General features: G+C 69.2%; 22 protein-coding genes and 1 tRNA gene. 12 read left to right on the top strand and 11 right to left on the bottom strand.

Annotated elements, in window-relative coordinates; genetic code table 11:
• The first annotated feature begins 252 nt into the window (after positions 1-252).
• The 5 genes from arcA (at position 253) to ACMPH2_RS03295 (ending at position 5636) form a co-directional block, all read left to right on the top strand.
• Positions 253-1503 (top strand): arginine deiminase, encoded by a 1251-nt coding sequence (gene arcA, locus ACMPH2_RS03315; protein ID WP_062531253.1) that lies wholly within the window; start codon positions 253-255, stop codon positions 1501-1503.
• A 128-nt stretch (positions 1504-1631) separates the two neighbouring features.
• Positions 1632-2627 (top strand): ornithine carbamoyltransferase, encoded by a 996-nt coding sequence (argF, locus tag ACMPH2_RS03310; RefSeq protein ID WP_417118616.1) that lies wholly within the window; start codon positions 1632-1634, stop codon positions 2625-2627.
• Between the two features lie 484 nt (positions 2628-3111).
• Entirely contained in the window at positions 3112-4698 is a 1587-nt protein-coding gene (locus ACMPH2_RS03305; protein WP_009279132.1) for a YfcC family protein, read from the top strand.
• A 137-nt stretch (positions 4699-4835) separates the two neighbouring features.
• Positions 4836-5210 carry an MmcQ/YjbR family DNA-binding protein gene (locus ACMPH2_RS03300; RefSeq protein WP_417118615.1) on the top strand — a complete coding sequence of 125 codons (375 nt, stop codon included), beginning with the start codon at positions 4836-4838 and terminating at the stop codon, positions 5208-5210.
• A 57-nt stretch (positions 5211-5267) separates the two neighbouring features.
• Positions 5268-5636 (top strand): hypothetical protein, encoded by a 369-nt coding sequence (locus ACMPH2_RS03295; RefSeq protein WP_062531247.1) that lies wholly within the window; start codon positions 5268-5270, stop codon positions 5634-5636.
• 119 nt (positions 5637-5755) lie between these two features.
• On the opposite strand, the gene ACMPH2_RS03290 is transcribed toward ACMPH2_RS03295, so the two are convergent.
• The 3 genes from ACMPH2_RS03290 to ACMPH2_RS03280 all read right to left on the bottom strand — a co-directional run bounded on the left by ACMPH2_RS03290 (position 5756) and on the right by ACMPH2_RS03280 (position 8174).
• Positions 5756-6067 carry a hypothetical protein gene (locus ACMPH2_RS03290; RefSeq protein ID WP_040656766.1) on the bottom strand — a complete coding sequence of 104 codons (312 nt, stop codon included), beginning with the start codon at positions 6065-6067 and terminating at the stop codon, positions 5756-5758.
• Positions 6068-6257: 190 nt separating this feature from the next.
• Positions 6258-7307, bottom strand: a complete 1050-nt coding sequence (gene trpS / locus ACMPH2_RS03285) for a tryptophan--tRNA ligase (RefSeq protein ID WP_062531245.1) — start codon at positions 7305-7307, stop codon at positions 6258-6260.
• A gap of 117 nt (positions 7308-7424) precedes the next feature.
• The gene (locus ACMPH2_RS03280) at positions 7425-8174 is read right to left on the bottom strand and encodes a M48 family metallopeptidase (protein ID WP_417118614.1); all 750 of its coding nucleotides are present in this window, start codon (positions 8172-8174) and stop codon (positions 7425-7427) included.
• 91 nt (positions 8175-8265) lie between these two features.
• On the opposite strand from ACMPH2_RS03280, the gene ACMPH2_RS03275 reads away from it, so the two are divergent.
• The gene (locus tag ACMPH2_RS03275) at positions 8266-8865 is read left to right on the top strand and encodes a 5-formyltetrahydrofolate cyclo-ligase (RefSeq protein WP_417118613.1); all 600 of its coding nucleotides are present in this window, start codon (positions 8266-8268) and stop codon (positions 8863-8865) included.
• 83 nt (positions 8866-8948) lie between these two features.
• On the opposite strand, the gene ACMPH2_RS03270 is transcribed toward ACMPH2_RS03275, so the two are convergent.
• The 8 genes from ACMPH2_RS03270 to aroF form a co-directional block, all read right to left on the bottom strand.
• Complete coding sequence (locus ACMPH2_RS03270; protein ID WP_072500405.1) at positions 8949-9941, bottom strand: type II 3-dehydroquinate dehydratase; 993 nt, start codon at positions 9939-9941, stop codon at positions 8949-8951.
• Between the two features lie 118 nt (positions 9942-10059).
• The gene (locus ACMPH2_RS03265; protein WP_417118612.1) at positions 10060-11352 is read right to left on the bottom strand and encodes a shikimate kinase; all 1293 of its coding nucleotides are present in this window, start codon (positions 11350-11352) and stop codon (positions 10060-10062) included.
• Positions 11353-12498: a bifunctional chorismate mutase/prephenate dehydratase gene (locus ACMPH2_RS03260; protein ID WP_417118611.1), complete on the bottom strand. Its 1146-nt coding sequence runs from the start codon at positions 12496-12498 to the stop codon at positions 11353-11355. It abuts the gene before it with no gap.
• 3 nt (positions 12499-12501) lie between these two features.
• Positions 12502-13650, bottom strand: coding sequence for a chorismate synthase (gene aroC, locus ACMPH2_RS03255; RefSeq protein WP_417118610.1), 1149 nt, complete (start codon positions 13648-13650; stop codon positions 12502-12504).
• A gap of 3 nt (positions 13651-13653) precedes the next feature.
• Positions 13654-14967, bottom strand: a complete 1314-nt coding sequence (gene aroA / locus ACMPH2_RS03250) for a 3-phosphoshikimate 1-carboxyvinyltransferase (RefSeq protein ID WP_417118609.1) — start codon at positions 14965-14967, stop codon at positions 13654-13656.
• Positions 14968-14978: 11 nt separating this feature from the next.
• A complete protein-coding gene (locus ACMPH2_RS03245; RefSeq protein WP_009279144.1) occupies positions 14979-16067 on the bottom strand; it encodes a 3-dehydroquinate synthase in 1089 nt (362 codons plus the stop codon).
• On the bottom strand, positions 16064-16936 hold the full coding sequence (locus ACMPH2_RS03240) for a prephenate dehydrogenase (RefSeq protein ID WP_417118608.1): 873 nt from the start codon (positions 16934-16936) through the stop codon (positions 16064-16066). The genes ACMPH2_RS03245 and ACMPH2_RS03240 overlap by 4 nt, the downstream gene beginning before the upstream one ends.
• The gene (aroF, locus tag ACMPH2_RS03235) at positions 16933-17964 is read right to left on the bottom strand and encodes a 3-deoxy-7-phosphoheptulonate synthase (RefSeq protein ID WP_417118607.1); all 1032 of its coding nucleotides are present in this window, start codon (positions 17962-17964) and stop codon (positions 16933-16935) included. The genes ACMPH2_RS03240 and aroF overlap by 4 nt, the downstream gene beginning before the upstream one ends.
• Positions 17965-18133: 169 nt before the next feature.
• Here aroF and ACMPH2_RS03230 point away from each other — a divergent pair.
• The 6 genes from ACMPH2_RS03230 to ACMPH2_RS03205 all read left to right on the top strand — a co-directional run bounded on the left by ACMPH2_RS03230 (position 18134) and on the right by ACMPH2_RS03205 (position 26514).
• A tRNA-Arg gene (locus ACMPH2_RS03230) sits at positions 18134-18210 on the top strand.
• A gap of 81 nt (positions 18211-18291) precedes the next feature.
• Positions 18292-20709: an HAD-IC family P-type ATPase gene (locus ACMPH2_RS03225; RefSeq protein ID WP_417118606.1), complete on the top strand. Its 2418-nt coding sequence runs from the start codon at positions 18292-18294 to the stop codon at positions 20707-20709.
• Positions 20690-23374 (top strand): aconitate hydratase AcnA, encoded by a 2685-nt coding sequence (acnA, locus tag ACMPH2_RS03220; RefSeq protein WP_417118605.1) that lies wholly within the window; start codon positions 20690-20692, stop codon positions 23372-23374. Before ACMPH2_RS03225 ends, acnA begins: the two co-directional genes overlap by 20 nt.
• Before the next feature lie 34 nt (positions 23375-23408).
• Positions 23409-24413 (top strand): zinc ribbon domain-containing protein, encoded by a 1005-nt coding sequence (locus tag ACMPH2_RS03215; protein WP_417118604.1) that lies wholly within the window; start codon positions 23409-23411, stop codon positions 24411-24413.
• A 120-nt stretch (positions 24414-24533) separates the two neighbouring features.
• Complete coding sequence (locus ACMPH2_RS03210) at positions 24534-25082, top strand: peptidylprolyl isomerase (protein ID WP_009279150.1); 549 nt, start codon at positions 24534-24536, stop codon at positions 25080-25082.
• A gap of 31 nt (positions 25083-25113) precedes the next feature.
• Positions 25114-26514, top strand: a complete 1401-nt coding sequence (locus tag ACMPH2_RS03205) for a tetratricopeptide repeat protein (RefSeq protein WP_062531226.1) — start codon at positions 25114-25116, stop codon at positions 26512-26514.
• Positions 26515-26533 lie beyond the last annotated feature (19 nt).

Here is a 26533-nt window from a genome sequence, read left to right as displayed (position 1 = left end):
AAAATTAGTTTTGCCAAATCATAAAATAGCAGTTAAATATAGGTAATATTCAAAGCAAGAAATAATGGTGCTACCGCTTAGGGATCCAAAGGGACCGTTCCCGCGAAAGTCACGATTGTGGGTGAGACGCATAAATTGATTGGATATAGTCTGTCTTGGCGTTATTCTGATCTCGCCGGGATGCCTCCCGTGCGAGAGGACTATCGGTCTAGTGCCAGACACTGTTCTGGCACAGAAAGAGTAGGAGGAACCATGGCTAACGGGCTTTATGTCCACAGCGAGATTGGCCCCCTGAAGAAGGTCCTGCTTCACCGTCCTGGCGAGGAGCTTCTCAACCTTCCCCCCGACGAGCTGGGTCGTCTGCTCTTCGATGACGTGCCCTTCCTCGAGGTGGCCCAGCAGGAGCACGACCGCTTCGCCGAGATTTTGCGCGAGCAGGGCGCCGAGGTCCTGTACCTCGAGAAGCTGGTCGCCGAGGCCCTGGACGCCGCCGGCTCCCGCGAGGAGTTCACCGAGCAGTGGCTCGACGAGTCCGGTCTGCGCGGCACCCACACCCGCGCCACCGTCAAGGAGTTCATGGACTCCATCACCGACACCCAGGCCTTCGTCGAGAAGTGCATCGCGGGCATCCGCAAGAACGAGCTCGAGCTTCCCACCAAGTCGAGCAACCTCCTTGCCGACCTCGTGGGCTATGACCAGGACAGCGAGTCCGACCTCCTGATCGACCCCATGCCCAACACCTACTTCACCCGCGACCCCTTCGCGATCGTGGGCAAGGGCGTCAACCTGAACCACATGTTCTCGGTGACCCGCAACCGCGAGACCCTCTTCGGCAAGTACATCTTCCGCGACCATCCCGACTACAACGACGCGCCCCTGTGGTACCGCCGCGACTCCGCCTACCACACCGAGGGTGGCGACGTCCTCAACATCAACGCCCACACCCTGGCCATCGGCATCTCGCAGCGCACCCAGGCAGCCGCCATCGACGCGCTCGCCCAGCACATGTTCTGGGAGAAGGGCGACGAGTGCGAGATCGACACGATCTATGCCTTCAACATCCCCGTGTCCCGTGCCTTCATGCACCTCGACACCGTCTTCACGCAGATCGACGTCGACAAGTTCACCATCCACCCGGGCATCATGGGCACCCTGCAGGTCTTCAAGCTCACCAAGGGCGCCTCTGAGGGCGAGGTCAAGATCGAGGAGATGAACGACACCCTCGAGCACGTCCTGGCCAAGGCCATGGGCCTCGATGCCGTCAAGCTCATCAAGTGCGGTGGTGGCGACCCCGTCGCGGCGGCCCGCGAGCAGTGGAACGACGGCTCCAACACCCTTGCCGTCGCACCTGGCAAGATCTGCGTCTACCAGCGCAACACCGTCACCAACGACGTGCTCTACAAGGAGGGCCTCGACCTCCTCGTGGTTCCCTCGGCCGAGCTCTCCCGCGGCCGCGGCGGCCCCCGCTGCATGAGCATGCCCTTCGCCCGCGAGGACATCTAGCCTCCTAGGCAATCCCCCGAATCCGGAGATGACCCCGTCGTCTCCGGATTCGGGCTGTACATCGGTTCGTCACCCCGGTTTTTAGGTGCCGGCGACATGAGGCCGCCGGCAGACAGAAAGGACAACGCATGGGCGTCAACCTCCGCGGCCGCAGCTTCCTCAAGCTCCTCGACTACTCCTCCGACGAGATTCGCTACCTCCTCAAGCTCTCCGCCAACTTCAAGGACATGAAGCGCGCCGGCGTGCCCCATCGCTACCTCGAGGGCAAGAACATCGTCCTCCTCTTCCAGAAGACCTCCACGCGCACCCGCTGCGCCTTCGAGGTCGGCGCCTCCGACCTCGGCATGGGCGTGACCTACCTCGACCCCAACTCATCGCAGATGGGCCACAAGGAGTCCACCGAGGACACCGCCCGCGTCCTCGGCCGCATGTTCGACGGCATCGAGTACCGCGGCTTCAGCCAGGCCCAGGTCGAGGAGATCGCCGAGAAGAGCGGCGTGCCCGTGTGGAACGGCCTCACCGACGACTTCCACCCCACGCAGATGCTCGCTGACATCCTCACCGCCCAGGAGGAGTTCGGCCAGGACCTCCGCGGCCGCAAGCTGACCTTCTTCGGCGACTGCCGCAACAACGTCGCCAACTCCCTCATGGTCGTCTGCGCGAAGCTCGGCATCAACTTCTGCGCCTGCGGACCCAAGGAGCGCATGCCGGAGGACGAGCTCGTCGCCACCTGCCGCGAGATCGCCGCGCAGAACCACTGCGAGGTCGTCCTCACCGAGGATCCCCACGAGGGCGCCAAGGACTGCGACGTGCTCTACACCGACATCTGGGTGTCGATGGGCGAGTCCTACGACCTCTTCGGCGAGCGCATCAAGCTCCTCTCGCCCTATCGCGTGACCAAGGAGCTCATGGCCGAGGCCAAGCCCACCGCCATCTTCGAGCACTGCCTGCCCTCCTTCCACGACACCAACACCACCCACGGCAAGGAGGTCGCCGAGGAGTTTGGCATCACCGAGATGGAGGTCACCGACGAGGTCTTCGAGGGGCCGCGGTCCCGCGTCTTCGACGAGGCCGAGAACCGCATGCACACCATCAAGGCGGTCATGTACGCCACCCTCTGCTAGACGGCTCCGCCCCGACCTCCCCGCCATTTGGCGGGGAGGTTTTTTCTGGTGGGGGAGAAGGTCCCCTCCCTTACTTTTTTGCAGTCGTCCTATCAGTTTTTCTTTGCGATGCGACGTTTAGATTCACGAATATATGCAGTTTGTTGATTGTGGAGCATATGTGGATACAGAAGCGTCGCTTGTCTTTCACTTTTGGTCAGAGCAAGATCCTTACCCCATCCAAACTGCGACTTTGTTGCCCTAAGTCCAGTAGTCCATGAGCTTGAAAGGGTGTGAAATCTGGCAAAGGGTTCTTGTTAAAGATGACTGGCAGCGTCATACCATTCGGGGACTATTGAATAACGCTCACCCTTTGCCGATTTGCCCCCGCATTCAAGATTTGTACAATCTTAGGAGAACTTGCGGGATTTCTGTTCAGTTTTGGTTTCGCAAGGTTTTCTGTTCCATACGACAGGCGTCTTGGACGCCGAAAGGAGTTGCGGTCATGTCAGATTCGACAGCGCAGCCTAAGAAGAAGAGGGAGATGCTCTCGTCCTTCTCCATCATCTTCATCCTCCTGGCGGTCGTGGCCGTCATCACGGTCATCCTCTCCGGGTCGACCGACGCCGTGACCGGCGCCACCCTGGCGGACTTCGTCATGGCTCCCGTCAAGGGCTTCGGCGATGCCATTGACGTCTGCCTCTTCGTCATCGTCCTGGGCGGCTTCCTCGGCATCGTAAACAAGACCGAGGCCCTCACCACCGGCATCAACGCGCTGGTGCGCAAGATGAACGGCAACGAGCTCAAGCTCATCCCCATCCTGATGCTGCTCTTCGCCGTCCTGGGCTCCACCTACGGCTTCTGCGAGGAGACCGTCGGCTTCTACGCCCTGCTCTCCGCGACCATGATGGCCGCCGGCTATGACTCCCTGACGGGTGCCATGATGATCCTGCTCGGCGCCGGCGTCGGCTGCCTCGGCTCGACCGTCAACCCCTTCGCCACCGGCATCGCCTCCTCCGCGCTGGTCGACATGGGCATCGCCGTCGACCAGGCCGTGGTCATCGGCCTTGGCCTCGTCCTCATGCTCGTCACCTGGGCCATCGCCGTCTTCTTCGTCCTGCAGTACGCCAAGTCCGTCAAGGCCGATCCCTCCCGCACCCTCATGAGCTCCTCCGAGCTCGCCTCCGCCGAGGAGTCCTATGGCACGGGCGAGGGCGAGGCCGTCAAGGCCGAGCTCACCGGCAAGCAGAAGGGCGTCCTGGTCTTCTTCGCCGCCGCGTTCCTCGTGATGATCATCGGCTTCGTGCCCTGGGAGGACCTCGGCGTCGACGCCTTCGTGGCCGGCTCTGCCTCTCACGACGAGACCACCGAGGTCACCGCCGCCGACATCGTCGAGCAGTACAGCAGCGACAAGCTCGGTGACCTGACGCTCAGCCCCGAGTCCGTCACCGGCGAGCTCAGCTCCTCCGTCACCGACAACGCCGGTTGGTCCGCCTTCCTGACCGGCACTCCGCTCGGCCAGTGGTACTTCGCCGAGTCCACCACCTGGTTCCTGCTCCTCGCCATCATCATCGGCATCGTGGGCGGCCTCTCCGAGCACGAGATCGTCAACGAGTTCATGGCCGGCGCCGGCGACATGATGTCCGTCGTCCTGATCATCGCTGTCTCCCGTGGCGTCTCCGTCCTCATGAGCTCCACCGGTCTCTCGGACTACTTCCTGAACGCCGCCGCCGAGGGCCTCTCCGGAACCTCCGGAATCGTCTTCACCATCGGCTCCTACCTGCTCTACTTCGTCCTGTCCTTCCTCATCCCCTCGACCTCCGGCATGGCGACCGTCTCCATGCCCATCATGGGGCCCCTGGCCGTCAAGCTCGGCTTCAACCCCGCGGTCATGATCATGATCTTCTCCGCCGCCTCCGGCGCGGTGAACCTGATCACCCCGACCAACGGCGCGATCATGGGTGGCCTGGCCCTCTCGCGCATCGAGTACGGCACCTGGGTCAAGTTCGCGATCAAGGTCGTCGCGACCATCGCCGTGGCCTCCATGGTCATCCTCGCCATCGCGATGCTGGCCATCCCCGCGGCCGCGTAGGTCAGACCCACATCGTGCTTCGGCTGGGAGGGCGTCCTTCGGGGCGCCCTCCCTCTTCTTGTGCGCGGGCCTCCCAGAGGCCTAAGATGCAAGAGGGGAAGCCCCGTCCTCGTGGGCGGAGGCAGGGAGGAGCTGGCATGACTGGCGAGGAGCTCTACAGGGTGGCCCTTGACAGCGCGCTCGAGCTGCCTGGGAGCGTGGCGGGCTGCTTCTCTGACGGATGGGAGGACGTGCGCGTCTGCGGCAAGTGGTTCGCCCTCCTGACCGACCACGGCGGACAGCTCGTGAACCTCAAGGCTGAGCCGGACGACGTGCTCGAGCTCACGCATGCCTACCCCTCGATCACGCCCGGCTACCACATGAACAAGAGGCACTGGGTGAGCCTGCGCGCGGGGGACGACTTGGGCGACGCGCTGGTGGGGAGGCTGGTCACGGAGTCCTACCTCCTCGTGGTGTCGAAGCTTCCCCGGAGGCTGCGCCCCGTCGACCCCGCTTCGTTTCCGCGCGGGTGACCCGGGGACTCGGGCATCTAAGCACAAGCAAGCAGACCGAACGAGAGGGGACACGACATGGACAAGGAACTCTTCGACTACACGGCCCAGAAGGTGGACGAGCTGCTCGCCGCCTCGTCGAGCTCCGAGGGCACGATCAAGGCCGCACGGGCCTGGAAGGACGCCGTTGCGGGCGGACTCGACGACGTCGCGCTCGAGGCGCAGACCAAGCAGCTTCTCGACGCGCTGGACGAGCACCACACCACGATAGACGAGGTCATCTCGTTTGCCGAGGGCCCCGCGCGCGAGCTCCTCGGCGAGGAGGCGGCCTCCCAGCTCCTCGTCCACCAGCAGGAGCGCAAGGCCGAGGGCGCCCACTACTGCGACTGCGCTGCCTGCACGGCCGCCCAGGAGCTCCTGGCGCGCCACGGCCGCCCCGTCCTGTAGGCCGCCTGTTGCCCATGGCCTGACGCCCAGGCAACTGGACGACACGAGGGGTATCTCGCTCGAGCGTGCTGGGGCGGGGTACCCCTCGGCTTCTATGGCCCTTGCCGCCCTACGTGAGGCTAGGCGGGCCGAAGCTGCACCTCGGCCCCCAAGGGCTTGAGGTGGCCCCTCCGCACGAAGTAGCGGCCGTCCTCGAAGAAGACGGTGCGCCTCGCGCCTCTGCGCCCCAGCACGAGCTCCCAAGCCCGGAAGGGGCGCACCCCCGGTCGTGGCGCGGGCGAGACCTCCCTCGTGGAAGTCACCTGCAGGCTGCAGGCGTGGGGTTGGTAGGGCCAGTGGAGGGCCGTGAACTCCTGGTTCCCGTTGGTGTCCACGAAGAACGAGACCGCCACGTAGGCGCGGTCCTCCTCGTGGGGTGGCGTCACGTACACGGCTCCTGTGCCCCTCTCCACAGATACGAACATCTGTACTGCAACTGACCCTTAGGCTAGCAGCGGGGTGGGACGGGAACACCTGCACGTCGCGGGTGGGGGAGTCGCACAGAAAAAAGTCCCGCCCCGCGCCGATGTCCGAGGACTGGTGCGGGGCGGGAGGGTTGCCGGCGCGTGGGGATGCGAGGTCCTAATAGACCATGCCCATGGCCTCGCGCACCTCGTCGAGGGTCTGGTCGGCGATGGCATTGGCGCGGGCGTTGCCGTCGCGCAGCACGTCCCTCACGTAGTCCAGGTCCTGCTCGAAGGCGTGCCTTCGCTCGCGGATGGGGGCGAAGTAGTCGTTGACGGCCTGGGTCACGTACTTCTTGAGCTGGCCGGAGCCGCCCATGCCAATCTCGTCGGCTATCTCCTTGGGGTCGCGGCCCGTGCAGATGCCCGCGGTGGTGAGCAGCGCCGCCACGCCGGGGCGCGCCTCGGGGTCGAAGGTGATGTTGCGCTCCGAGTCGGTCTTGGACTTCTTGATGAGCCGCGCGGTCTCGTCCGCGCTCATGCTGAGCGAGATCGCGTTGCCATAGCTCTTGCTCATCTTGCGACCATCCAGGCCCGGGAGCAGGGGGGTGGAGGTGAGGAGTCCCGCCACGCTGGGGAACACCTTGCCATAGCGCTCGTTGAAGCGGCGGGCGATCTTGTTGGTGACCTCGATGTGGGGGAGCTGGTCGCGGCCCACAGGGACGACGTTGCCCTTGCAGAAGAGGATGTCGCAGGCCTGGTGCACGGGGTAGGTGAGGAGGAGCCCGGTGAGCGCGTGGCCCGAGGCCTCCTGCTCGGCCTTGACGGTGGGGTTGCGCTCCATCTCGGCCTCGGTCACCAGCGAGAGGAAGGGCAGCATGAGCTGGTTGGCGGCGGGGACGGCGGAGTGCGCGAAGATCATGGTCCTCTGGGGGTCGATACCGCAGGCCAGGTAGTCCATGACCATGTTGAAGACGTTGTCCTGGATGTGCTCCGTGCTGTCGCGGTCGGTGATCACCTGGTAGTCGGCGATGATGATGTTGGTGCGCACGCCCATGTCCTGCAGGCGCACGCGCTCGCGGATGGTGCCGAAGTAGTGGCCCAGGTGGAGCCTGCCGGTGGGCCGGTCGCCCGTGAGCATGTTGTAGCTCTGGGGGTGGACCTCGAGGTCCTCCTGTATCTGGTCGCTGCGCCTGAGCGCGGCCTCATAGCTTCCCTCGTTGGGCATGGGTGCTCCCTCGCGTCGTGTCTGCAAACTCCCCTATGGTACGGCAAGGCCCCAGGCCAGCGCCAGCGGGACGCGAGGGCGGCCGTCGCGTCCCGACCTGCTGCCGACGTGCGGCGGCTAGCGCATGGGCGGGCTCTCCCTGAGGACGGCGCGCGCCTCGGGCCATCCGGGGCACCAGCGGTCCATGAGGGCGTAGAAGCGCGTGACGTGGCTGGGCTCGAGGAGGTGGCAGAGCTCGTGGGCCACGACGGCGTCCAGGCAGGCGAGGGGTCGCAGCGCGAGCTCGGTGTTGAGGGTGATGGCGGCGGTGCGGACGTTGCAGGAGCCCCAGCGGCTGCTCATCCAGCGCACGCGGAGCAGGCTGCAGCGGACGCCCATCTCCTCCTGACGTCGCTCCAGGAGGGGAAGGGCCGCCTTTACGAGCTCGTCCTTGAGCCAGGGAAGGAGGAGCTGGCGCAGCTCCTCGCCGGCGGGCCGCCAATCGGCGAGGCCAGGCTTGCCCAGGCCGTCCGGCCGAGGCGCGTGCGGACGGACGACGAGCTCGCCCGCGACCCTCTCGACCTGGGTGTGCCGTCCGGCCGCCGGCTCCACCCTGAGGGAGACCCGCTCGCCCAGGAGGTCGAGCGCGCCGCCGTCTTGCCAGTGCTCCCGCTCGGCCCTGTCCCTGAGTCCGTTGCGCTCCAGACAACCGTCCACCCAGGCCCGATGGGCACGGACAAAGCGGGCGAGCTCGTCCGCCGGCACCCGCGACGGGGCGCTCAGGCGCACGCTGCCGTCGGGCCTCACCCTGAGGTTGACGCGACGCACGTCTCCCCGGACGAGCTCGACCTCCAGCCCGTCCACCTCGAGCGTTCTGCTGGTGGACACATGCCCCCTTCGGTTTCCATGGCGCTTCGCATGCGCATCAGGCTGCGCGATGTGCCAATATTGTAGTGTTGGCAGGCGAGAGGGGAGCACCATGGCGAGCAGTTACGGCGAGGATGCCAGCAAGAGCGCTCTGAGGGAGGGCTACCTGGCGATTCGTGACCGGATTGCGCCAAGCCATCGCGAGCGCCTGGACGCTGAGATACGAGCCCACCTCCTGGCCCTTCCCACCTATGCCGAGGCGCAGCTCCTGCTCTCGTACGTTCCCTTCAGGGACGAGATAGACACCCGCCCGATCATGGAGCGCGCCTGGGCGGACGGGAAGCGCGTCGCCCTGCCGCGATGCGTGCCCGGGTCGGTGTCGCTCCAGTTCTTCGAGGTGACGAGCCTCGACGGGCTTCGCCCCGGAGCGCGCGGCGCCCTCGAGCCGCCGGCGGAGGGGGAGCCCCTCACGACCCGGCAGATGCTGGGCTCCGTCTGCCTCGTTCCCGGTCTCGTGTTCGACGCGGACGGATACCGGATCGGCTACGGCGCGGGCTACTACGACAACTTCCTCGCCGTGTACCCGGGCACGAAGGTGGGGCTCGCCCACAGCATGCAGGTGAGCGGGAACCCCCTTCCCGCAGACGAGCACGACATAGCCGTCGACGTGCTGGTGAGCGACGGCGCGGTCTGGAGCTGCCGTCGCTGGTAGGGAGGGCGCGGGAGACGCGAGCCGGGCGCGACCGAGAGGGGCGCGCCCCTTGGCCAGACCTCCTTGCCCCGGCCGTCCCGCGGCTAGCCGCGGGTGATGCCCAGGTGGTCGGCAAGGATGCGGATGGCCTCGCGATATCCCCCTATCCCCATGCCCGAGACCGTCTCGATGCAGGCGGCGCGCACGTAGGAGCGCTGGCGGAAGTCCTCGCGCTCCTCGAGTCTCGAGATGTGGACCTCGACCGCGGGGATGCCGACCGCCTTGAGCGCGTCGAGCAGGGCGATCGAGGTGTGGGTGTAGGCCGCTGGGTTGATGACGATGCCGTCCGCGCTCCCGTAGGCGTCCTGGATGGCGTCGACGAGGTCGCCCTCGTGGTTTGACTGGTAGCAGTCGCAGTGGGCGAACCCCTCCTCGCGAGCCGCGTCCGCGCAGAGCTCGAGGAGGGCGGCGAAGTCCTCCCGGCCATAGATGCCCGGTTCCCTGATGCCCAGCATGTTGATGTTGGGCCCGTTGATGACCAGGAGGTGGGGGCCGTCCTCGTCCTCGTAGCCGTCGAAGTCATCCGCCTGGGTCGCGTCGTCCATGCCGCTCAGGAGCGCCTCGATCTCATCGGCGCCCTCGGCCTGGTGGCTGTGGAAGGCCGGGTCGCTGAAGCTGGGGCGGGAGTGACGCTCGCCGACGGCAGCCTCGACCTGACGGGGGACGGGGTCCGCCGCGGGCGTGGCCACGTCGGGGTGGGAGGAGCGCCTACTGGGGGTGAAGCTCACCTGCAGGGGGCTCCCGCCATGGCTGAGGTCCGCGAAGGGGGTCTCGTAGCTCGCGGGCAGCCCGGTGAGCTCCGCGAAGGACTCGAAGACCTGGCCCACCGAGTTGGGCCCGAAGACCACCTCGATGCCGTCGCTGCCGCGTCCCACGATGCCTAGGACGCCCTCGACCTTGCAGAGCGCGTTCTTGTCGACGAGGGACGGGTCCCTCACGACGAGGCGCAGGCGCGTCATGCACAGCGTGTTTGCCGTCACGTTGGGGGTGCCCCCCACGAGGTCGAGGACCTCAGACGCCGTCTCCCTGCTGGTCATGCGCGAACCTCCCTGATCCTTCGTCCGATGGCGGCAGGGCGCTCGCCGTCGGACGGTGCGACATACAGACTTTAGCCCACAAGGGAAGGGCGCCGTGGCACCTTGCGCGCGAGCGGGGCTAGGGGGCGGTGGGCGGAAGCAGCCCCAGCAGGCGGGCGACGAGGCGCGCGTCCCCCGCCGCGCTGCCAGTGCAGCGGATGGAGAGGTCCGCCCACTGGCGGTAGAGGGGGTCGCGCTCCCGGGCGAGCGCCTCGACCCCCCGCGCGCCCGAGAGGGGACGGCCCGCGCTCGAGAGCTGGTCGAGGGGGCGCTCCAGCAGCACGATGCTCGCGTTCTGGTGCAGGAGCCCGTAGTTTTGCTCCCTCGTGACGATGCCGCCCCCGCAGGCGATGACCAGGCCGGAGCGCCTTCCATAGCTGCGCGCGACCTTGGTCTCCTCCTCCCGGAACGCCTCCTCGCCCCTGAGCGAGATGAGCTCCGCGGCGGACATGCCCAGCTCGATCCTGAGGGCGTCGTCCAGGTCGACGAAGGGCCGTTCGAGGAGGCGCGCGAGCGCCCGGCCGGCCGTGGTCTTCCCCGCGCCCGGCATGCCGATGAGGCAGACGTTGGCGCTCGCGCGCATGACCTCGCCCTCCACGGCGCGTGCGAGCCCCTCGTCGATCGGCCTTCCCTGGAAGAGCTCGGAGGAACGCAGCGCCTGGCCCACGAGCATGGGGAGCCCGGTGGCACAGGGCAGCCCCAGGCGCTCGGCGGCAAGGCAGATGCCCGTCCTGAGGGGGTTGTAGACGACGTCGAGCACGCCCCTGAGTCCCGGCATCCGCCCGAGCTCCCCCCCGTTCAGCGGGCTTGCGGGGCAGTCGGGATACATTCCGACGGGCGTGGCGTTCACCACGAGCGCGGCGTCTGGGTGCCTCCCGGCGAGACCGTCGTAGCGCTCCTCTCCCGTGCGCGAGACGACCACCGCCTTGGCGCCGGCGTCGGCGAGGGCGGCCTGCACGGCCTGGCTCGCACCCCCGGACCCGAGCACCAGCGCCTCGCGGCCGCCGATGATCCCCTCGGGCTCGCCTCCCAGCCGCTCCAGGCAGAAGCGTCGGAGCATCCAGGCGAAGCCGGCGAGGTCGGTGTTGTGGGCGAGGATGCGCCCGCCCCTCCTCACGAGGGTGTTTGCCACGCCCAGACGCCGCGCCTCGGGCGTGGCTTCGTCGGCGAGCTCGAAGGCCCGTCTCTTGTAGGGGATGGTCACGTTGAGGCCCTGCCAGCCACCGAGGAGGAGGAAGTCGTCGAGCTCCTCGGGCTCCCGCTCGAAGAGCTCGTAGGAGGGGAGCCCCAGCGCCGCGTGGATTGTGGGCGACCAGCTGTGGCCGAGCCTCCTACCCAGGAGGCCGAAGCGACCGCCCGACCCGGCCGCCACCTACACCACCTCCGAGTAGCTTCCCAGGTAGCGGACCTCGTCGCAGACGTCGCCCAGGGTCAGGAGGAGCCGGCGGAGCTCGGGCTCCCCGACGGGGCACTCGACGTCGAAGTAGAACATGAACTCGAAGTCGCGGTCGGGGATGGGCCGGCTCTCGAGCTTGAGGATGTTGATGTCAAGCGCATGGAGCTTCGAGAGCACGCGGTAGAGGGAGCCGGGCTCGTGGCTCACGACCAGCATGAGGGAGCTGCGGTCCGCGCCGGGGTAGATGCGCAGGTCCCTCGTGATGCAGGCGAAGCGCGTGTAGTTGTTGTCACGGTCCTGGACGCTGCGAGCGAGCGTGTCGAGCCCATACAGCTCGGCGCAGGAGCGCGAGGCGAGGGCGGCCACGTCGTCGCGCTCCGACTCGGCGACCATCCTCGAGGCGATGGCCGTGTTCTCCACCACGTGGGTGCGGACCCCATGGAGGGACGAGAGGAAGCCCTCGCACTGGCTGAGCGCCTGCTCGTGGCTGTAGACGTCAGAGATCGACTCGAGTCCGCAGCCCGGCTTGGCGAGTAGGTTGTGGTCGATCTTGAGCCGGCAGCTCCGCACCACCTTGAAGTCATGGCGCATCATGAGGTCGTAGACCTGGTTGACCGAGCCGGCGGTGCTGTTCTCGACGGGGAGCACGCCGAACTCGCAGTAGCCCTCCTCCACGGCGCGGAAGACCGCGTCGAAGCTGTCGAAGAAGCTGATGTCGGCGTGCTTGAAGAGGCGGTCGCAGGCCATCTGGGAGAAGGCTCCCTCGACGCCCTGGCAGGCGACGTAGGCGTCCTGGGGGAAGTAGCCCGGGCCGTCCTTGAGCGCGGCGTCGACGCGGCCCAGGATGGGGCCGGTGTCGTAGTTGCGCTCCCCCTGCCGCATGCGCGACGCCTCCATGAGGAGCTGCATGAGCACCTCGGCGTATGACTTCAGCTCGGGTGGCACCTCGGCCGCGGCGGAGGCGACCACCCTGCGCTCGCGCGAGCGGTCGAGGATGGGAAGGCCCCTCTCCCTCTTGTAGGCGGCCACGCCCTCGGCGCAGTCCATGCGCTCTTGGAAGAGCGCGAGCATCTGGTGGTCTATGGCGTCGATGCGCTCGCGCAGGCGGGCGAGGTCCTCCATGGTCTAGTCCCTTCCCTCGCCAAGCGAGAACTGCGCGCCCTCGGGGGGGAAGGCGAGCCATGAGTCGAGCAGCGCCAAGGCGCAGACGGCCTCGGCGACGGGCACCGCGCGCGGGGCGATGCACGGGTCGTGGCGTCCCCTCACGCCGAGGCGCGCGGGCTCGCCCGAGACGAGGTCGACGGAGTCCTGGGGGCGGCCGATGCTCGAGGTGGGCTTGACGGCGAGGCGGAAGAGCACGGCCGCCCCGGTGGAGAGGCCCCCGAGCGCCCCACCGGCGTTGTTGGTGGAGGGAACGGGCCGTCCCCCCTCGAGGTGATACGGGTCGTTGTCCTCGCTCCCGCGCAGGCGGGCGGCGCCGAAGCCCCGGCCGAACTCTATGCCCTTGACGGCGGGGATGCCGAAGGCCGCGCGCGCGATGGAGTTCTCGAGCCCGTCGAACATGGGTGAGCCCATCCCTGCGGGGAGCCCCGTGGCCACGCACTCCACCACGCCTCCCACGGAGTCGAGGCCGCGCCGCGCCGCATCGATGGCGGCGAGCATGGCCCCCTCGGCCGAGTCATCTATCACGGGCAGCCCGCGCCTGCCCTCGAGGCGGTCCATCTGCCGCTGCAGCCTCGCGCGGGCGTCGGGGGAGTTGTCGAGCGCCTCGAAGGGCTCGTCCCTGACGCCCGCGACCTCGGCAAGGTGGGCGCGTACGCGCACCCCGCGCGTGGCGAGGGCCTGCAGGGCGATGCCGCCCGCGGCGCAGAGGGGGGCCGTGAGGCGTCCGGAGAAGTGGCCGCCTCCCGGGACGTCCTGGTTGCCGTGCCACTTTAGCTGGGCCGGCAGGTCGGCATGCCCCGGACGGGGGACGCGGCGCAGCTCGTCGTAGTCCCCCGAGCGCGTGTTGGTGTTCTCTATGACGAGGGCGAGGGGCGCCCCGCAGGTCGCGCCGTCGGCGTTGAGGCCGGACACGATGCGGGGGAGGTCGGCCTCCTTGCGCGGCGTCGCCCAGGGCCCCTGGCCAGGCGCGCGGCGGGCCATGAGGCGGCCCAGTGCGTCCATGTCGACCAAGAGCCCCGAGGGGAGCCCCTCGACCACGCAGCCGATGGCCTCGGAATGCGACTGGCCGAAGACGCTCACCCTGAGCGCGCTGCCAAAGCTCGAAGGCATTCCTCAGCCCTCCCTCTTCTCCGCGACGCCGCCCAGGGCGGCGAAGTCCTCCCAGAAGCCCGGGTACGACTTTGACACGCACTCCGCCCCGCGGATGGTGGTGGGCCCCTCCGCGGCGCTCGCGGCGACGGCGGCCATCATGGCGATGCGGTGGTCGTTGTGGCTCTCCACGACCCCGCCGCGCAGGGCGGGGGCTCCCTCGACGACCAGGTCGTCACCCTCCGTCCGAACCCGCGCGCCCATCGACCGGAGCGCGTCACCCACGCTCTCCAGGCGGTCGGACTCCTTGAGCCTGAGCCTGCCCGCGCCCGCGAAGCGCGTCTCTCCCGTCGCGTAGGCCGCGACGGCGGCGAGCGGCGGGACGAGGTCGGGTATGTCCGCCACGCCGACCGTCCTGCCCAGGAGAGCGTCGTGGCTGCAGCAGGCCTCGGAGCCCGCGCGGCGGATCCTCGCCCCCATGGCCGCCAGCGCCGCGAGCACCGCGCGGTCGCCCTGGCAGCTTCCCAGGTTGAGGCCCCTCACGCAGGTGCCGCCCCCAAGCGCCCCGGCGGCGAGCCAGAAGGCGGCGTTGGACCAGTCGCCCTCGACCGCGAGCGTCCCGGGGGAGCGCAGGCGCGAGCCGGCGGGGACGCGGAGGCTCGTGAGCGCATGCCCCCCCTCCTCGACGCGCTGCGAGAGCACGCGCACGCCGAAGGCGGAGAGGGCCTGGATGGTCATGTCCACGTAGGACCTGGACTCGAAGGGGTCCTCCACCAGCACGCAGACGCCCTCGTCGAGGAGGGGGGCCGCCATGAGGAGCCCGCTCACGTACTGGGACGAGACGTCGCCCGGGAGCCTGAACTCTCCGCCCGCCAGGCCGCCGCTCACGAGCGCGGGGAGGCGCCCCCCTCCCTCGAGCCGGGCACCGTGGGCCACCAGTTGCTCCCAGAGGGGGGAGAGAGGCCTCTCGGCCAGCCGTCCTGCCCCCACCATCCGGTAGCTGCCGCCCAGGGCGCAGGCCACGGGCAGGAGGAAGCGCAGGGTCGAGCCCGACTCGCCGCAGTCGAGGGTGGTGGGGGAGCCCGTCCCTGCGGCGGCCCGCACGGCGTCCCTCGCCAGGGGGGAGACGCGAAACCCCAATCGGGTGCGGGCGACTTTCGCCCCAAGCGCCCTCGCGCAGGTCACGGTGGCGTCGATGTCGCGCGAGCTCGTGGCGCAGTCTATATCGCTTCGACCCTCGGCGAGCGAGGCGAGGACGAGCATCCGATGCGCCACGGACTTCGACGCCACGGCGTCGACGCGCCCCTCGAGGGGACGTGGGTTTATGGTGACGTCCAAGCTCTTCTCACCTAGTCCCTTCCGCAGCCGAGCTCGATGAGCTCGCGCAGCCCGTCGAGGCCCACGGCCCTGACCTCGACCTTGCCTGGGGCGAGGGGGACGACTACGTTCACGGAGTCGGCGTGCCTCTTCTTGTCGTGCGCCGCGAAGCGCATGAGGTCGTCCGTCGGCACGTCGGTGCCCGTGGGCAGCCCGTGCGCCCGCACCGCCCCCTCGACGAGCGCGGCAAGCCCCTGCTCGCTCCAGCCCTTGCGCTCGCAGGCGCGGGCCATGCAGCAGAGGCCTGCGGCGACGGAGCTGCCATGTCCCAGGGCGAAGCCGCTCGCCGCCTCGATGGCGTGCCCGATGGTGTGTCCCAGGTTGAGCGTCTGCCTGAGGCCGCGCTCGCGCTCGTCGTCGGCGACCACGTCGCGCTTGATCCTCACGTTGCGTGCCACCAGGGCCGTCATCCTCCCGGGCTCCAGCGACTCGTTGGCGGGGTGCTCGGTCAGGTCCCGGAGCATCTGGGGGCCGTCCAGGACGGCATGCTTCACGACCTCCCCACAGGAGTCGCGCAGCAGCCCGGCGGAGAGGCTCTTGAGGCAGTCCACGTCGGCGAGGACCAGCGAGGGCTGGAGGAAGGCGCCGGCGAGGTTCTTGCCCGCCTCGAGGTCGATGGCGGTCTTGCCGCCCACGGAGGAGTCGACCATGGCGAGGAGCGAGGTGGGCACCTGCACGACCTGGCAGCCGCGCAGGTAGAGGGCGGCTGCGAGTCCCGCCATGTCGCCCGTGACGCCGCCTCCCAGCGCCACTACCACGTCGTCGCGGGTGAGCCCCAGCCCGGCGATGCCCTCGAGGAGCGCCGAGAGAGTGCGGACGTTCTTCGACGCCTCGCCTGCGGGGAAGGTGAGGAGGCCGGCCTCGTAGCCAGCAGCGCGCAGGCTCCCGAGCGCCGCCTCGGCATAGAGGGGGGCGACGTTCGAGTCCGAGACGACGCAGGCTCTTTGGCCGCCGCAGGCGGCGCGGGCGAGCCGTCCGAGCCGTCCGAGCACCCCGCTCCCCACGGTGACCTGGTAGGAGCGGGAGGGCGTGTCCACCGCTATGGAGACGGCGTCGCTCATCGCCTCTCAGCCTCCCTCTTGAGCCGGTCGCCCTCGGCGAGGAGGGCCTCGAGCCGCTCGCCGTCCCTGGCGTCCAGGGCGTCCTTGTACTGCTGCAGGCTCTGGACGATGCGGCCTATCTCCTCCGAGAGGTGGTCGGCGTCGTCGAGGAAGAGCTCCCGCCACATGGGGGCGTTGAGGCGGGCCACGCGCGTCAGGTCCTTGTAGGACCCGGCCGAGAAGCCCCTGTGGTCCTGTGCCGTGGGGCTCTTCACGTAGGCGTTGGACACCACGTGCGCCAGCTGGGAGGTGAAGGCGATCACCTCGTCGTGGTGGTCGGCCGTCGAGAGCGTGTAGGAGCCGAAGCCGCAGGGCTCGAGGAGGTCCTGGAGGCGCTCGAGCACGTCGAGGCGGGCGAAGTCGTCCATCGGCGGCGGCACCACGACCATGGGGGCGCCGCGGAACATGTTGGCCCTGCTGTGGGCGAAGCCCGAGTGCTGGGTGCCTGCCATGGGGTGGCAGCCCACGAAGGTGAAGGGGCGGCCTTCTGCGATGGCGAAGCAGCGCTCGCAGATGACGCGCTTGACGCCCACCGTGTCTATGACGATGGCCCCGGGCGAGACGAGCGCGGCCTTCTCCTGCAGCCAGTCGATGGCGGCCTGGGGGTAGCCGGCGAGCACGATGAGCTCGCAGCTTCCGATGGAGTCGTCGTCCAGGACGGCGTCGATGGTCTCGATGAGGGCGAGCTCGGTGGTGGAGCTCGTCCGGTTCCAGCCGAGCACCTCGCGCCCCGCGGCGTGCATGGCCTTGGCGAAGGAGCCGCCCATGAGGCCGAGCCCCACGACCCCCACGCGCCCGGGGACGAAGCGCGCCCCGCCCGCGCCCGTCACTCGTCCCCCTCGCCGAGGTCGGCGCAGACTGCATCGCGGATGAGGGCGATCCTCCTCATGGCGTCGCGGAACTGCGTGGGCGTGAGCGCCTGGGCCCCGTCCGACCAGGCCTTCGAGGGCTGGTCATGGACCTCTATCTCGAGGCCGTCGGCCCCTGCCGCGCAGGCGGCGTAGGCGATGGGCCTCACGTAGCGAGTGTGGCCCGTGGCGTGGCTGGGGTCTCCCACCACCGGGAGGTGCGAGAGCCGGTGCAGCACGGGGATGGCGTTCACGTCGAAGGTGTTGCGGGTCCGGGTCTCGAAGCTGCGGATGCCGCGCTCGCAGAGGATCACGTTGGGGTTGCCCTCGCTCATGACGTACTCCGCGGCCATGAGGAGCTCGTCGATGGTGCCGGAGATGCCGCGCTTGAGGAGGATGGGCACCTGGGTCTTGCCCACCTCGCGCAGGAGGGGGAAGTTCTGGGAGTTGCGGGCGCCGATCTGCATGACGTCGATGCCCTTGTCCAGGAAGAGCTGGACGTCGCGGGGGTCCATCACCTCGGTCACGACGGGGAGGTCGAGCTCGCCTCCTGCCTCCATGAGGAGGTTGAGGCCCCTCTCGCCCATGCCCTGGTACGAGTAGGGGCTGGTGCGGGGCTTGTAGGCGCCGCCGCGCAGGAGCCCCGCGCCGGCCGACTTGACGGCGCGGGCGATGTCCATGAGGTTCGCGCCCTCGACTGAGCAGGGGCCGGCGATGACCTGGAAGTTGCCCCCGCCCAGGAGCACCCCGTGGCCGCAGTCGACGACCGTGTCGGCGGGGTGGAACTTGCGGTTCGCCTTCTTGAAGGGCTCGGACACGCGCCTGACCTGATCGATGATGTCCATCGACTCGAGGAGGAAGGGGTCGATCCGCGTCGTGTCGCCGATGATCCCCACGATCGTCTCGTTCTCTCCGTGCGAGACGTTGGTCCTGAAGCCGCGGTCCTCTATCCAGCTCACGAAGTGGTCGAGCTGCTCGGGGGTGGCGCTTTCCTTGACGATTACAATCATGTGCGGGCCTTTCCGGGCCAGGGCCCAGCGAGTTTTTCATCGATGCTACTACAGCGGGCCGATGGCTCCGGCGCCTTATCCAAAGCGTTACACCGGCGGGGGAGGCGGGCCTGTGGAGCTTTTGGTCTTGCGCGCGCATCCGCCTGCTTGGTCTATACTTCCGTGCCATGGCCCCGTAGCTCAGTGGATCAGAGCGTTCGCCTCCGGAGCGAAAGGCCGTGGGTTCGAGCCCCACCGGGGTCACCAAGCAAGCTCGAAGGGCCGATGGCGCAAGCCGGCGGCCTTTTTCATGCCCAGAGCCTTGGGACAAGCCGTCCGGGAGGTCGAGTGACGACGAACCAGAGCAACGGGGCGCCCCGCGCGGGCGCCGGTGCGGAGCGGGGGCTGAGCTGGGAGGAGGCCCGTCGGCTCGAGGCGCAAGGCAAGTCCAACGCCGGCACCACCGTCCGCACGAGGTCCGTGCGGCAGATCGTGACGGAGCACCTCCTCACCACCTTCAACTGCATCAACCTAATCATGGCCCTGCTCGTCGCCGTCACGGGTGAATGGCGCAACCTGCTCTTCATGGGCGTCGTGCTGTCCAACCTCGCCATCGGCATCCTGCAGGAGCTCAGGGCGAAGCGCATGGTCGACCGCCTCTCGATCCTCACCGACCAGCCCGCAAGGATCCTGCGTGACGGCGAGGAGGCCAGGGTTCCCAGGGAGGGAATCGTGCTCGGCGACGTCATCCTCGTCTCGCACGGGGACCAGGTCCCCGCGGACTCGACCGTGCTCTGGGGCGCGGCGAGCGTCGACGAGTCGCTGCTCACGGGCGAGAGCCGCCTCGTTCCCAAGGCGGCGGGCGACGAGCTCGTCGGCGGCAGCTTCGTCGTCTCGGGCTCCCTCGGGGCGCGCGTGCGCGTCGTGGGGGCGGAGGGCTTCGCCGCGCGGCTCGCCCGCGAGGCATGCCACGCGGGCCCCGCCCGCTCCGAGATAGTAGACTCGATCGACCTCATCGTGCGCTGCGCGACGACCGTGCTCGTGCCCATGGGAATCCTGCTCTTCGCGCGGATGTACCTCCTCGGCGAATCGAGCCTCGACGAGGCCATCCTCTCCACCATCGCGGCGGTCAACGGCATGATCCCCCAAGGGCTCGTCCTGCTCGTCTCGAGCGTCATGGCCATCGCGGCGACGCGGCTCGCCCGGCGCGAGGTGCTCGTCCAGCGCTCCCGCTGCGTTGAGACCCTCGCGCGCGTGGACACCCTCTGCCTCGACAAGACGGGGACGCTCACCACCGGCTCGATGGAGCTGGCGCGCGTCGCCGGCGCGCCAGGCGTCCCGGAGGGGCTCGCAAGGCGCGCCGCCGCTGCGGTCGCCCGCTCGAACTCTGGCGACCAGAACGCGACCAGCGCTGCCGTCTGCGCCTGGGCGGACGCCGAGAGGGTCGCGGAGGAGCAAGTCGCGCGCTCGGTCCCCTTCGACTCGTCCCGCAAGCTCTCGGGCTGCGTCCTCGAGGGCGGCGAGGCCTTCGTGTTGGGCGCGGCCCCCTTCGTGCTCGGCCGGGAGCGCGCTGCCGCGCTCGATGACGTGCGGGCCGACCCCATGGAGCGCGTGCTCGTCGTGTGCTCTTGCGACGGCTTCGACGTGCGGGGGCTTCCCGTCGGCGAGCCGCGCCTCCTGGGTCAGGTCGTCCTGCGCGACGAGCTCAGGCCCTCCGCGGCCGACACCATGTCCTACTTCGCCGCGCAGGGGGTCGAGCTGATCGTCATCTCGGGAGACGATGCGGCGACCGCCTCCGCCATCGCTGCGAGGGCGGGGGTGCCCCGGGCGGGGGCCGCCGTGGACGCCTCTGGCCTTGATGACGAGGCGCTCGCGCGCAGCGTGCGGTCGGGGCGGGTCTTCGGCCGCGTCACGCCGGAGCAGAAGCGCACGCTGGTGCGCGCCCTCCAGGCGGAGGGCGGGACCGTCGCGATGACGGGCGACGGCGTCAACGACATCCTCGCCCTGCGCGCGGCGGACTGCTCCGTTTCCTTCGCCTGCGCCTCCGACGCCGCCCGAAACGTCTCTGACCTCGTCCTCGCGGATGACGACTTCTCTCACATGCCCGAGGTGGTGGCCGAGGGCAGGCGCTCCATCAACAACCTCCAGCGCTCCGCGTCGCTCTTCCTCGTGAAGACGGTCTTCTCCACCGTCGTGGCGGCGCTCTGCGTGGTGCTCCCGCCGTACCCCTTCATACCCGTGCAGATGTCGCTCGTCTCCACGGCGGTCATCGGCATCCCCTCCTTCGTGCTCGCCCTCGAGTCCAACCACGACCGCGTCTCGGGCCGCTTCCTCGACAACGTGCTCAGGAGGTCGCTGCCCGCCGCGGCGGTCATCTCGCTGGGCCTCCTCGTCGCGCTCCTCTCGCGCGGCATAGACCAGATGAGCTTCTCCGAGTCCTCGGCCATGTGCATGGCCATCGTCAGCGTGGTGGGCTTCGCGCTGGTCTGGCGCATCTGCCATCCGCTCAACGGGCTGAGGGTCGCGCTCCTCGCGTTGGTCGTCGTCGTGGTCGCGGGCGGAAGCCTCGCGTTTCCGGACTTTTACAGGCTTTCTCCGCCAAGTCCTGCCATGCTTATAGTGTTGGGCGCGATTTCGCTGGCGTCATGGAGGCTCTTCGGCCGGCTCTTCGAGCGCTCGTGCTCGGACGGCCGCGTGGCGGGGGCGGTCGTGCGCCTGATGGACAGGATGACTGGAGGCAGCTCTCATGGGTTTGCAGAAGATTGACGCAGCCGCGTTCGAGGCGGCGGTGGCGGAGGCTCGCGTGCCGAAGGCGCTGGCGGCTGGTGGCGTGGAGCGCAGCTACATCGACGTCTCGGGGATCCCCGGCGCGCGCCAGATTCCCCGCGCCCTGGTCGTCCTCCTCGAGAACTGCGTGAGGAGGGCCGCGAGCGACGAGGACGCCGTGAGGCTCGCGCGTCGCGTGGTCGAGGCGGGCCTTGCCGGCACCCAGGGCGAGGAGATCGACTTCATGCCCTCCCGCGTGCTCTTCCAGGACTTCACCGGCGTGCCGGTCTTCGTCGACTTCGCCGCCATGCGCGACGCCATGGCCGAGCGCGGGGGAGACCCCGCCGCCGTGAGCCCGCAGATTCCCTGCACCCTGGTCGTGGACCACTCCGTCATCGCCGACCACACGGGTGCGGAGGGGTGCGTCGCCCAGAACCAGGAGCTCGAGGCACGGCGCAACTACGAGCGCTTCTCCTTCCTCAAGTGGGCCGCCGGCTCCTTCGACAACGTCCGCATCGTCCCGCCCGGACGCGGCATCTGCCACCAGCTCAACATCGAACGCTTCTGCGAGGTCGTCTCGCGCGACGCCCAGGCGCCGGCGGGGTCGCAGATGGCCTGCTTCGACACGCTCGTCGGCACGGACTCGCACACCACGACCGCGAACGGGCTCGGCGTCCTCGGTTGGGGGGTGGGTGGCATCGAGGCGGAGGCCGCCGCGCTCGGCCAGCCCATCTCGATGCTGGTCCCTCCCGTGGTCGAGCTCAGGCTGCGGGGCCACCTCCCGGACGGGGTGAGCGGCATGGACCTCGCCCTCACCGTGGCGCAGCGCCTGCGCGCCGAGGGCGTCGTGGGCTGCCTCGTGGAGGTGACGGGGGAGGGCGCGGCGACCCTCAGCGCCACGCAGCGTGCCTGCGTGGCCAACATGACCCCCGAGTACGGCGCCACGACGACCCTCTTCCCCGTGGACGAGGCGGCCATGGACTACCTCGTCCTCACCGGCCGCGACGAGGGCGAGCTCGCCTTCGCACGGGCCTTCCTGGAGCGGGAGGGCGTCTTCGGCGGCTCCGAGGGCAGGCGCTACTCCCGCAGCGTCGAGCTCGACCTGACTGAGGTCGAGCTGAGCCTTGCCGGTCCCTCCCGCCCGCACGACCGTCTGGTGCCCTCCGAGCTGCGCACGCGCTTCCGTGCCTCGCTGGCGGAGCACGGCCGCGAACCGGGCCTGGCCAGGAAGGTGACCGTGGGCGACCGCGAGTTCGAGCTCGGGCACGGGACCATGGCGATCGCCGCCATCACCAGCTGCACCACCGCGACCGACCCGGCGATGATGGTCGCCGCGGGCATACTTGCGCGCAAGGCGAGGGGGAGGGGGCTCTCCGCCAAGCCCTGGGTCAAGCGGATCCTGGCGCCGGGCAGCCACGCCACGACGCTTTTGCTCGAGCGCGCGCAGCTCCTCGCCCCTCTTGCCGAGCTCGGCTTCGCCACCTGCGGGTACGGCTGCATGAGCTGCATCGGCAACTCGGGCGACATCCTGCCCGGGCTGCATGCCGTCGCGGACGAGCTGGAGCTCGCGAGCGTGCTCTCGGGCAACCGTAACTTCGAGGGGCGCATCTCTCCCGACGTCGCCCAGAACTACCTCTGCCAGCCCGCCCTCGTCGTCGCCTACGCGCTCGTGGGCAGCGTGGACGTCGACCTCTCGCGCGAGCCCGTGGCCGTCGGCCCCGACGGGCCGGTCATGCTCTCCGAGCTCCTTCCCACCCAGGCCGAGATAGACAACGCCCTGGCCTCCGCCCTCGACGGGAGCCTCTTCGCGGAGGGGGGCCGCCGCCTCTTCGAGGGCGACGCCTCCTGGGCGCGCATCGACTCCGGCTCGTCCGACACCTTCCCCTGGGACCCGGACTCCACCTACGTCCGGAGGGCCCCCTACTTCGACGCGGACCAGCGCGGCGGCACGCCCGCCATCAGGGGCGCGCGCTGCCTCGCCCTGCTCGGCGACTTCGTGACCACCGACCACATCTCTCCCGCCGGCTCCATCGCGCCGGATTCTCCCGCCGCCCGCTATCTGGGCGAGAGGGGCGTGGCCCCCGAGGACTTCAACAGCTACGGGAGCCGTCGGGGCAACCATGAGGTCATGATGCGCGGGACCTTCGCCAACGTCAGGCTGAGGAACGCCCTCGCGGGCGGGAGGAGCGGAGGCTGGACTCGCGACCTGCTCGACGGCGAGGTCAAGAGCATATACGACGCCTCCTGCCACTACAGGGCCCAGGGCGTGCCCCTGGTCGTCCTCGCAGGCAAGCTCTATGGCTCCGGCTCCAGCCGCGACTGGGCGGGCAAGGGTCCGGCCCTCCTGGGCGTGCGTGCGGTGCTGGCGCAGAGCTTCGAGCGCATCCACCGCTCCAACCTGGTGCAGATGGGCGTGCTGCCCCTCCAGTTCCATGAGGGGGAGGGCGTCGCGGAGCTCGGCCTGGACGGCAGCGAGTCGTTCGACGTCGAGGCGATCGACTTCTCCCGGGGGCTCCCCAACGAGCGCGACTGCGAGGTGGTGGCGCGTCGGGCGGACGGCAGCGAGCTGCGCTTCTCCTGCGTCGCGAGGGTCGACACCCCGCTCGAGGCGCGCTTCATGACTGCCGGTGGCATACTGCCCTACGTCCTCGACAGCCTCTCGTAGGCCGCCTCGCCCGGAAGAGCCAAGGAGTTCCGCCATGATCTGTCCCAACTGCGGGTCCAACGTGCCTGACGGCTCGGCGGTCTGTCCCGCCTGCAGGGCCGACCTCGGCATGACGGTCTCGATGCCGCGCCAGGAGGGCCGCTGGTGTCCCAACTGCGGGGCGCTCGTGGGCGAGGGGGACGAGGTCTGCCCCTCCTGCGGGATGCCGCAGGAGCCGGCGTGTGGCGACGGCGCGAGGGCGGTGGACGGGCTCGCCCCCCGTGAGGCCCGCGGCGAGGAGTCCCCTCTGGGCGAGACCCACTCCATACCCCGCATAGAGAGCGCCATCCCCTCGGAGGAGGAGCTCGCCCTGCCCTCCGCCCAGATGGACCGACTCCCCAGGCTGCGCGTGCTCGTGCTCGCCGTGGCATGCGCCCTAGTCGTGGTGGGCGGGGGAGTGGTGCTGATAACGCATCCCTGGGACCCCGCTGCCAACGACATCCGCGCCAAGGAGGACGCAGACACCTCCATGGCCGGCTTCCCCGGCCTGGTCAGGCAGCTCCAGGGGCAGGACGCGGGGAGTGGCTCGGCTAGCGGCTCCATAGAGAGCGGGGACGAGCGCACCCTGAGGCTGCTTGGTGACGCCTGGGGGCAGCTCGGGGAGCTCTCGGAGAGGCTCGACCAGAGCCAGGACGAGCTCGTCTCGGGCTACGCGAGCTCGTCATCGGACGAGCTCCTGGCCGGAAAGGCCCGCGCCGACCAGCTCTCCATCGACATCAGCAACCTCATATCGTCCCTGTCCGAGATAGACGTGACCTCGGGGACCTACGCCGAGGACAAGCAGAACCTCACCACCTTGGGCAACTGGCTTCGCAACCGCATGGACGCAGTGTCGTCCGGCTGGGCGAAGGCCGTCTCGTTCCAGGACCCCTCCCAGCACGCGGACGAGATCCTCTCGACCGTGAGCGCCGACGGGGGCTCGCCGGCCGAGTCCTTCAAGGCACTCTTCGACCAGGGCTATGCCCAGTGGGAGCCCAAGGAACGCCCGTCGCGCCCCTGACCGCGCTTCTCTGCCGAATGTGTGAAAGGGACCCCCTGCTGGTAGAATCAGCAGATGGTCCGCACGCTCCGTCGAGCCCGACCAAAGCCCGAATCATCTGCGTCCCAGGAGGTTGAAGCCATGGGATTCTTCTCTGACCCGCTCTATACGCCCAGCTACGAGCTCGAGGGGGGCGAGGTCGCCGTCCTCACCACCAGCAAGGGCACGATTCGCGTCGCCCTCGACGGCGAGGGGGCGCCCGTCCACGTCGCCAACTTCTGCGAGCTCGCCAGCTCGGGCTTCTACGATGGCCTCAAGTTCCATCGCTACGTGCCGGGCTTCGTGATTCAGGGCGGCTGCCCCAACACCCGCGACATGACCCCCGAGCAGGTCGCCTCGGGCATGCCCGGCCCCTCCGGCATGCCCGGGACCGGCGGACCCGGCTACCGCATCCGCCAGGAGTACAGCACCAACCCCCGCAACAGCCACGTCGACGGCGCCCTCGCCATGGCGCGTTCCCAGGACCCCGACTCCGCAGGCTCGCAGTTCTACTTCTGCCTGGGCGCGCAGCACATGCTCGACTCGGGATACACTGTGTTCGGCACGACTCTGGAGGGCATGGACGTCATCTCGGCCCTCCGAGCGGGTGACGTGATCGAGTCGGTGCGCATCGAGGTCGAGGACAACTAGGCGCCTTGCGCGCGGCGATAAGGAGCGAAACGTGAACCAGCAGGCTTTCGAGGCAGGGAAGAGCGCCTACAAGCAGGGCAACCTCGTGGAGGCCCTCGCCCAACTCTCTTCGGCCAAGGGACCAGGCGAGGTCTCCGGGACCATCGACCACCTCAGGGGCAACTGCCTCATGCGCCTCGGGCGCTATGCGGAGGCGGCCCAGGCCTACGCGGACGCCCTGGGCGACGCCTCGTACGGCCATGCCGGCGCACTCGCCTGCAACAGGGGCCGCGCCCTCCTCGCCGCGAACCGCCCCCAGGAGGCCGTGGCCTCCCTCACCCTGGCAACCCAGGACGAGCAGTACTCGACCCCCTACAAGGCCTACGTGGCCCTGGGCAACGCCTACAAGCGCCTGGGCAACGTCCGCGAGGCCGGCGTCGCGTACCGCAGCGCCGCCATTGACGAGGCCAACCCCGACCCCTCCTCGAGCCTGCGCGAGCTGGGCGGCTGCTTCATGCAGATGGGCCGTGCGGTCGACGCGGTCGAGGCCTATCGCACCGCGCTTGACTTCTCGACCCCGCTCGCGAGCCAGAGCGCCATCTACGGCGACCTGGGTCTTGCCTACGTGGCGGCCAACCGCATGGCGGAGGCGGTCGACGCCTTCGGGCATGCCACGGCAGACGGCTCCCACACCCTGAGCCCCGAGGCCAACGCCGCCTTCGAGGCCGCGAAGCGCGCCGTCGCGGCCATCGCCGGCAGCGGCCCCTCCGAGACGGACGCCTTCCTCGCGGCCGCGGGCTATGGCAGCGCCGGCTACGACCCCCTCGACCCGACGGGCTCCAGCGGCGAGTTCATGCCCTCGCCCGAGGACACCGGCTTCTTCTCGGTCAGCGAAGAGGACCTGGTGCAGCAGGAGCGCAAGGTGCGCCGCAAGCGCAGGCACCCCTTCCTCCGCTTCCTGCTCGCCCTCCTCGTCGTCGCCCTCATCCTCTGCGCCGGCGGTGGCTACGCGTACTGGCGCGGCTACGGCTGGCCCACCCAGGAGTCCGTGGTGAAGGAGCTCTTCTCCACGGGCGTGACGGGCGGCGACGTGGCGTCGTACCTCTCCGGCTCGGTCTCGGACGAGGCACGTGCCCAGATCAAGGCCGTGCTGCCGGGTTCCGTGAGCTCGCTCAGCATAGACGGGGTGGACCAGTCCATGGCCGCCTCCAAGGTCCTCGCCACCGCCACGCTCCCCGCGGGCGGCCAGCAGAGCTACACCGTCGAGCTCGTGCGCGACGGCATCGGCTGGAAGGTGAGCGGCGTGAGCGCGTCCTACGCCTCCCAGCGGGGGACGGCTGCCACCACCAGCGCCTCGAGCGACGCCGCGGCCACGGCTGCAGGTTCTGCGGGCGAGCCCGCGACGAGCGGTGACGCTGCGGGGACCTCCACCGGCAGCATCGCGACCGACTAGCGTCACCTTGGGACCGTCA

Origin of the sequence: Olsenella phocaeensis, assembly GCF_048189965.1 — a bacterium.
Classification (GTDB): Bacteria; Actinomycetota; Coriobacteriia; order Coriobacteriales; family Atopobiaceae; genus Olsenella_I; species Olsenella_I phocaeensis.
Note: the sequence above shows the minus strand (reverse complement) of the source record. Positions and strands in the feature narration are given on the sequence as shown.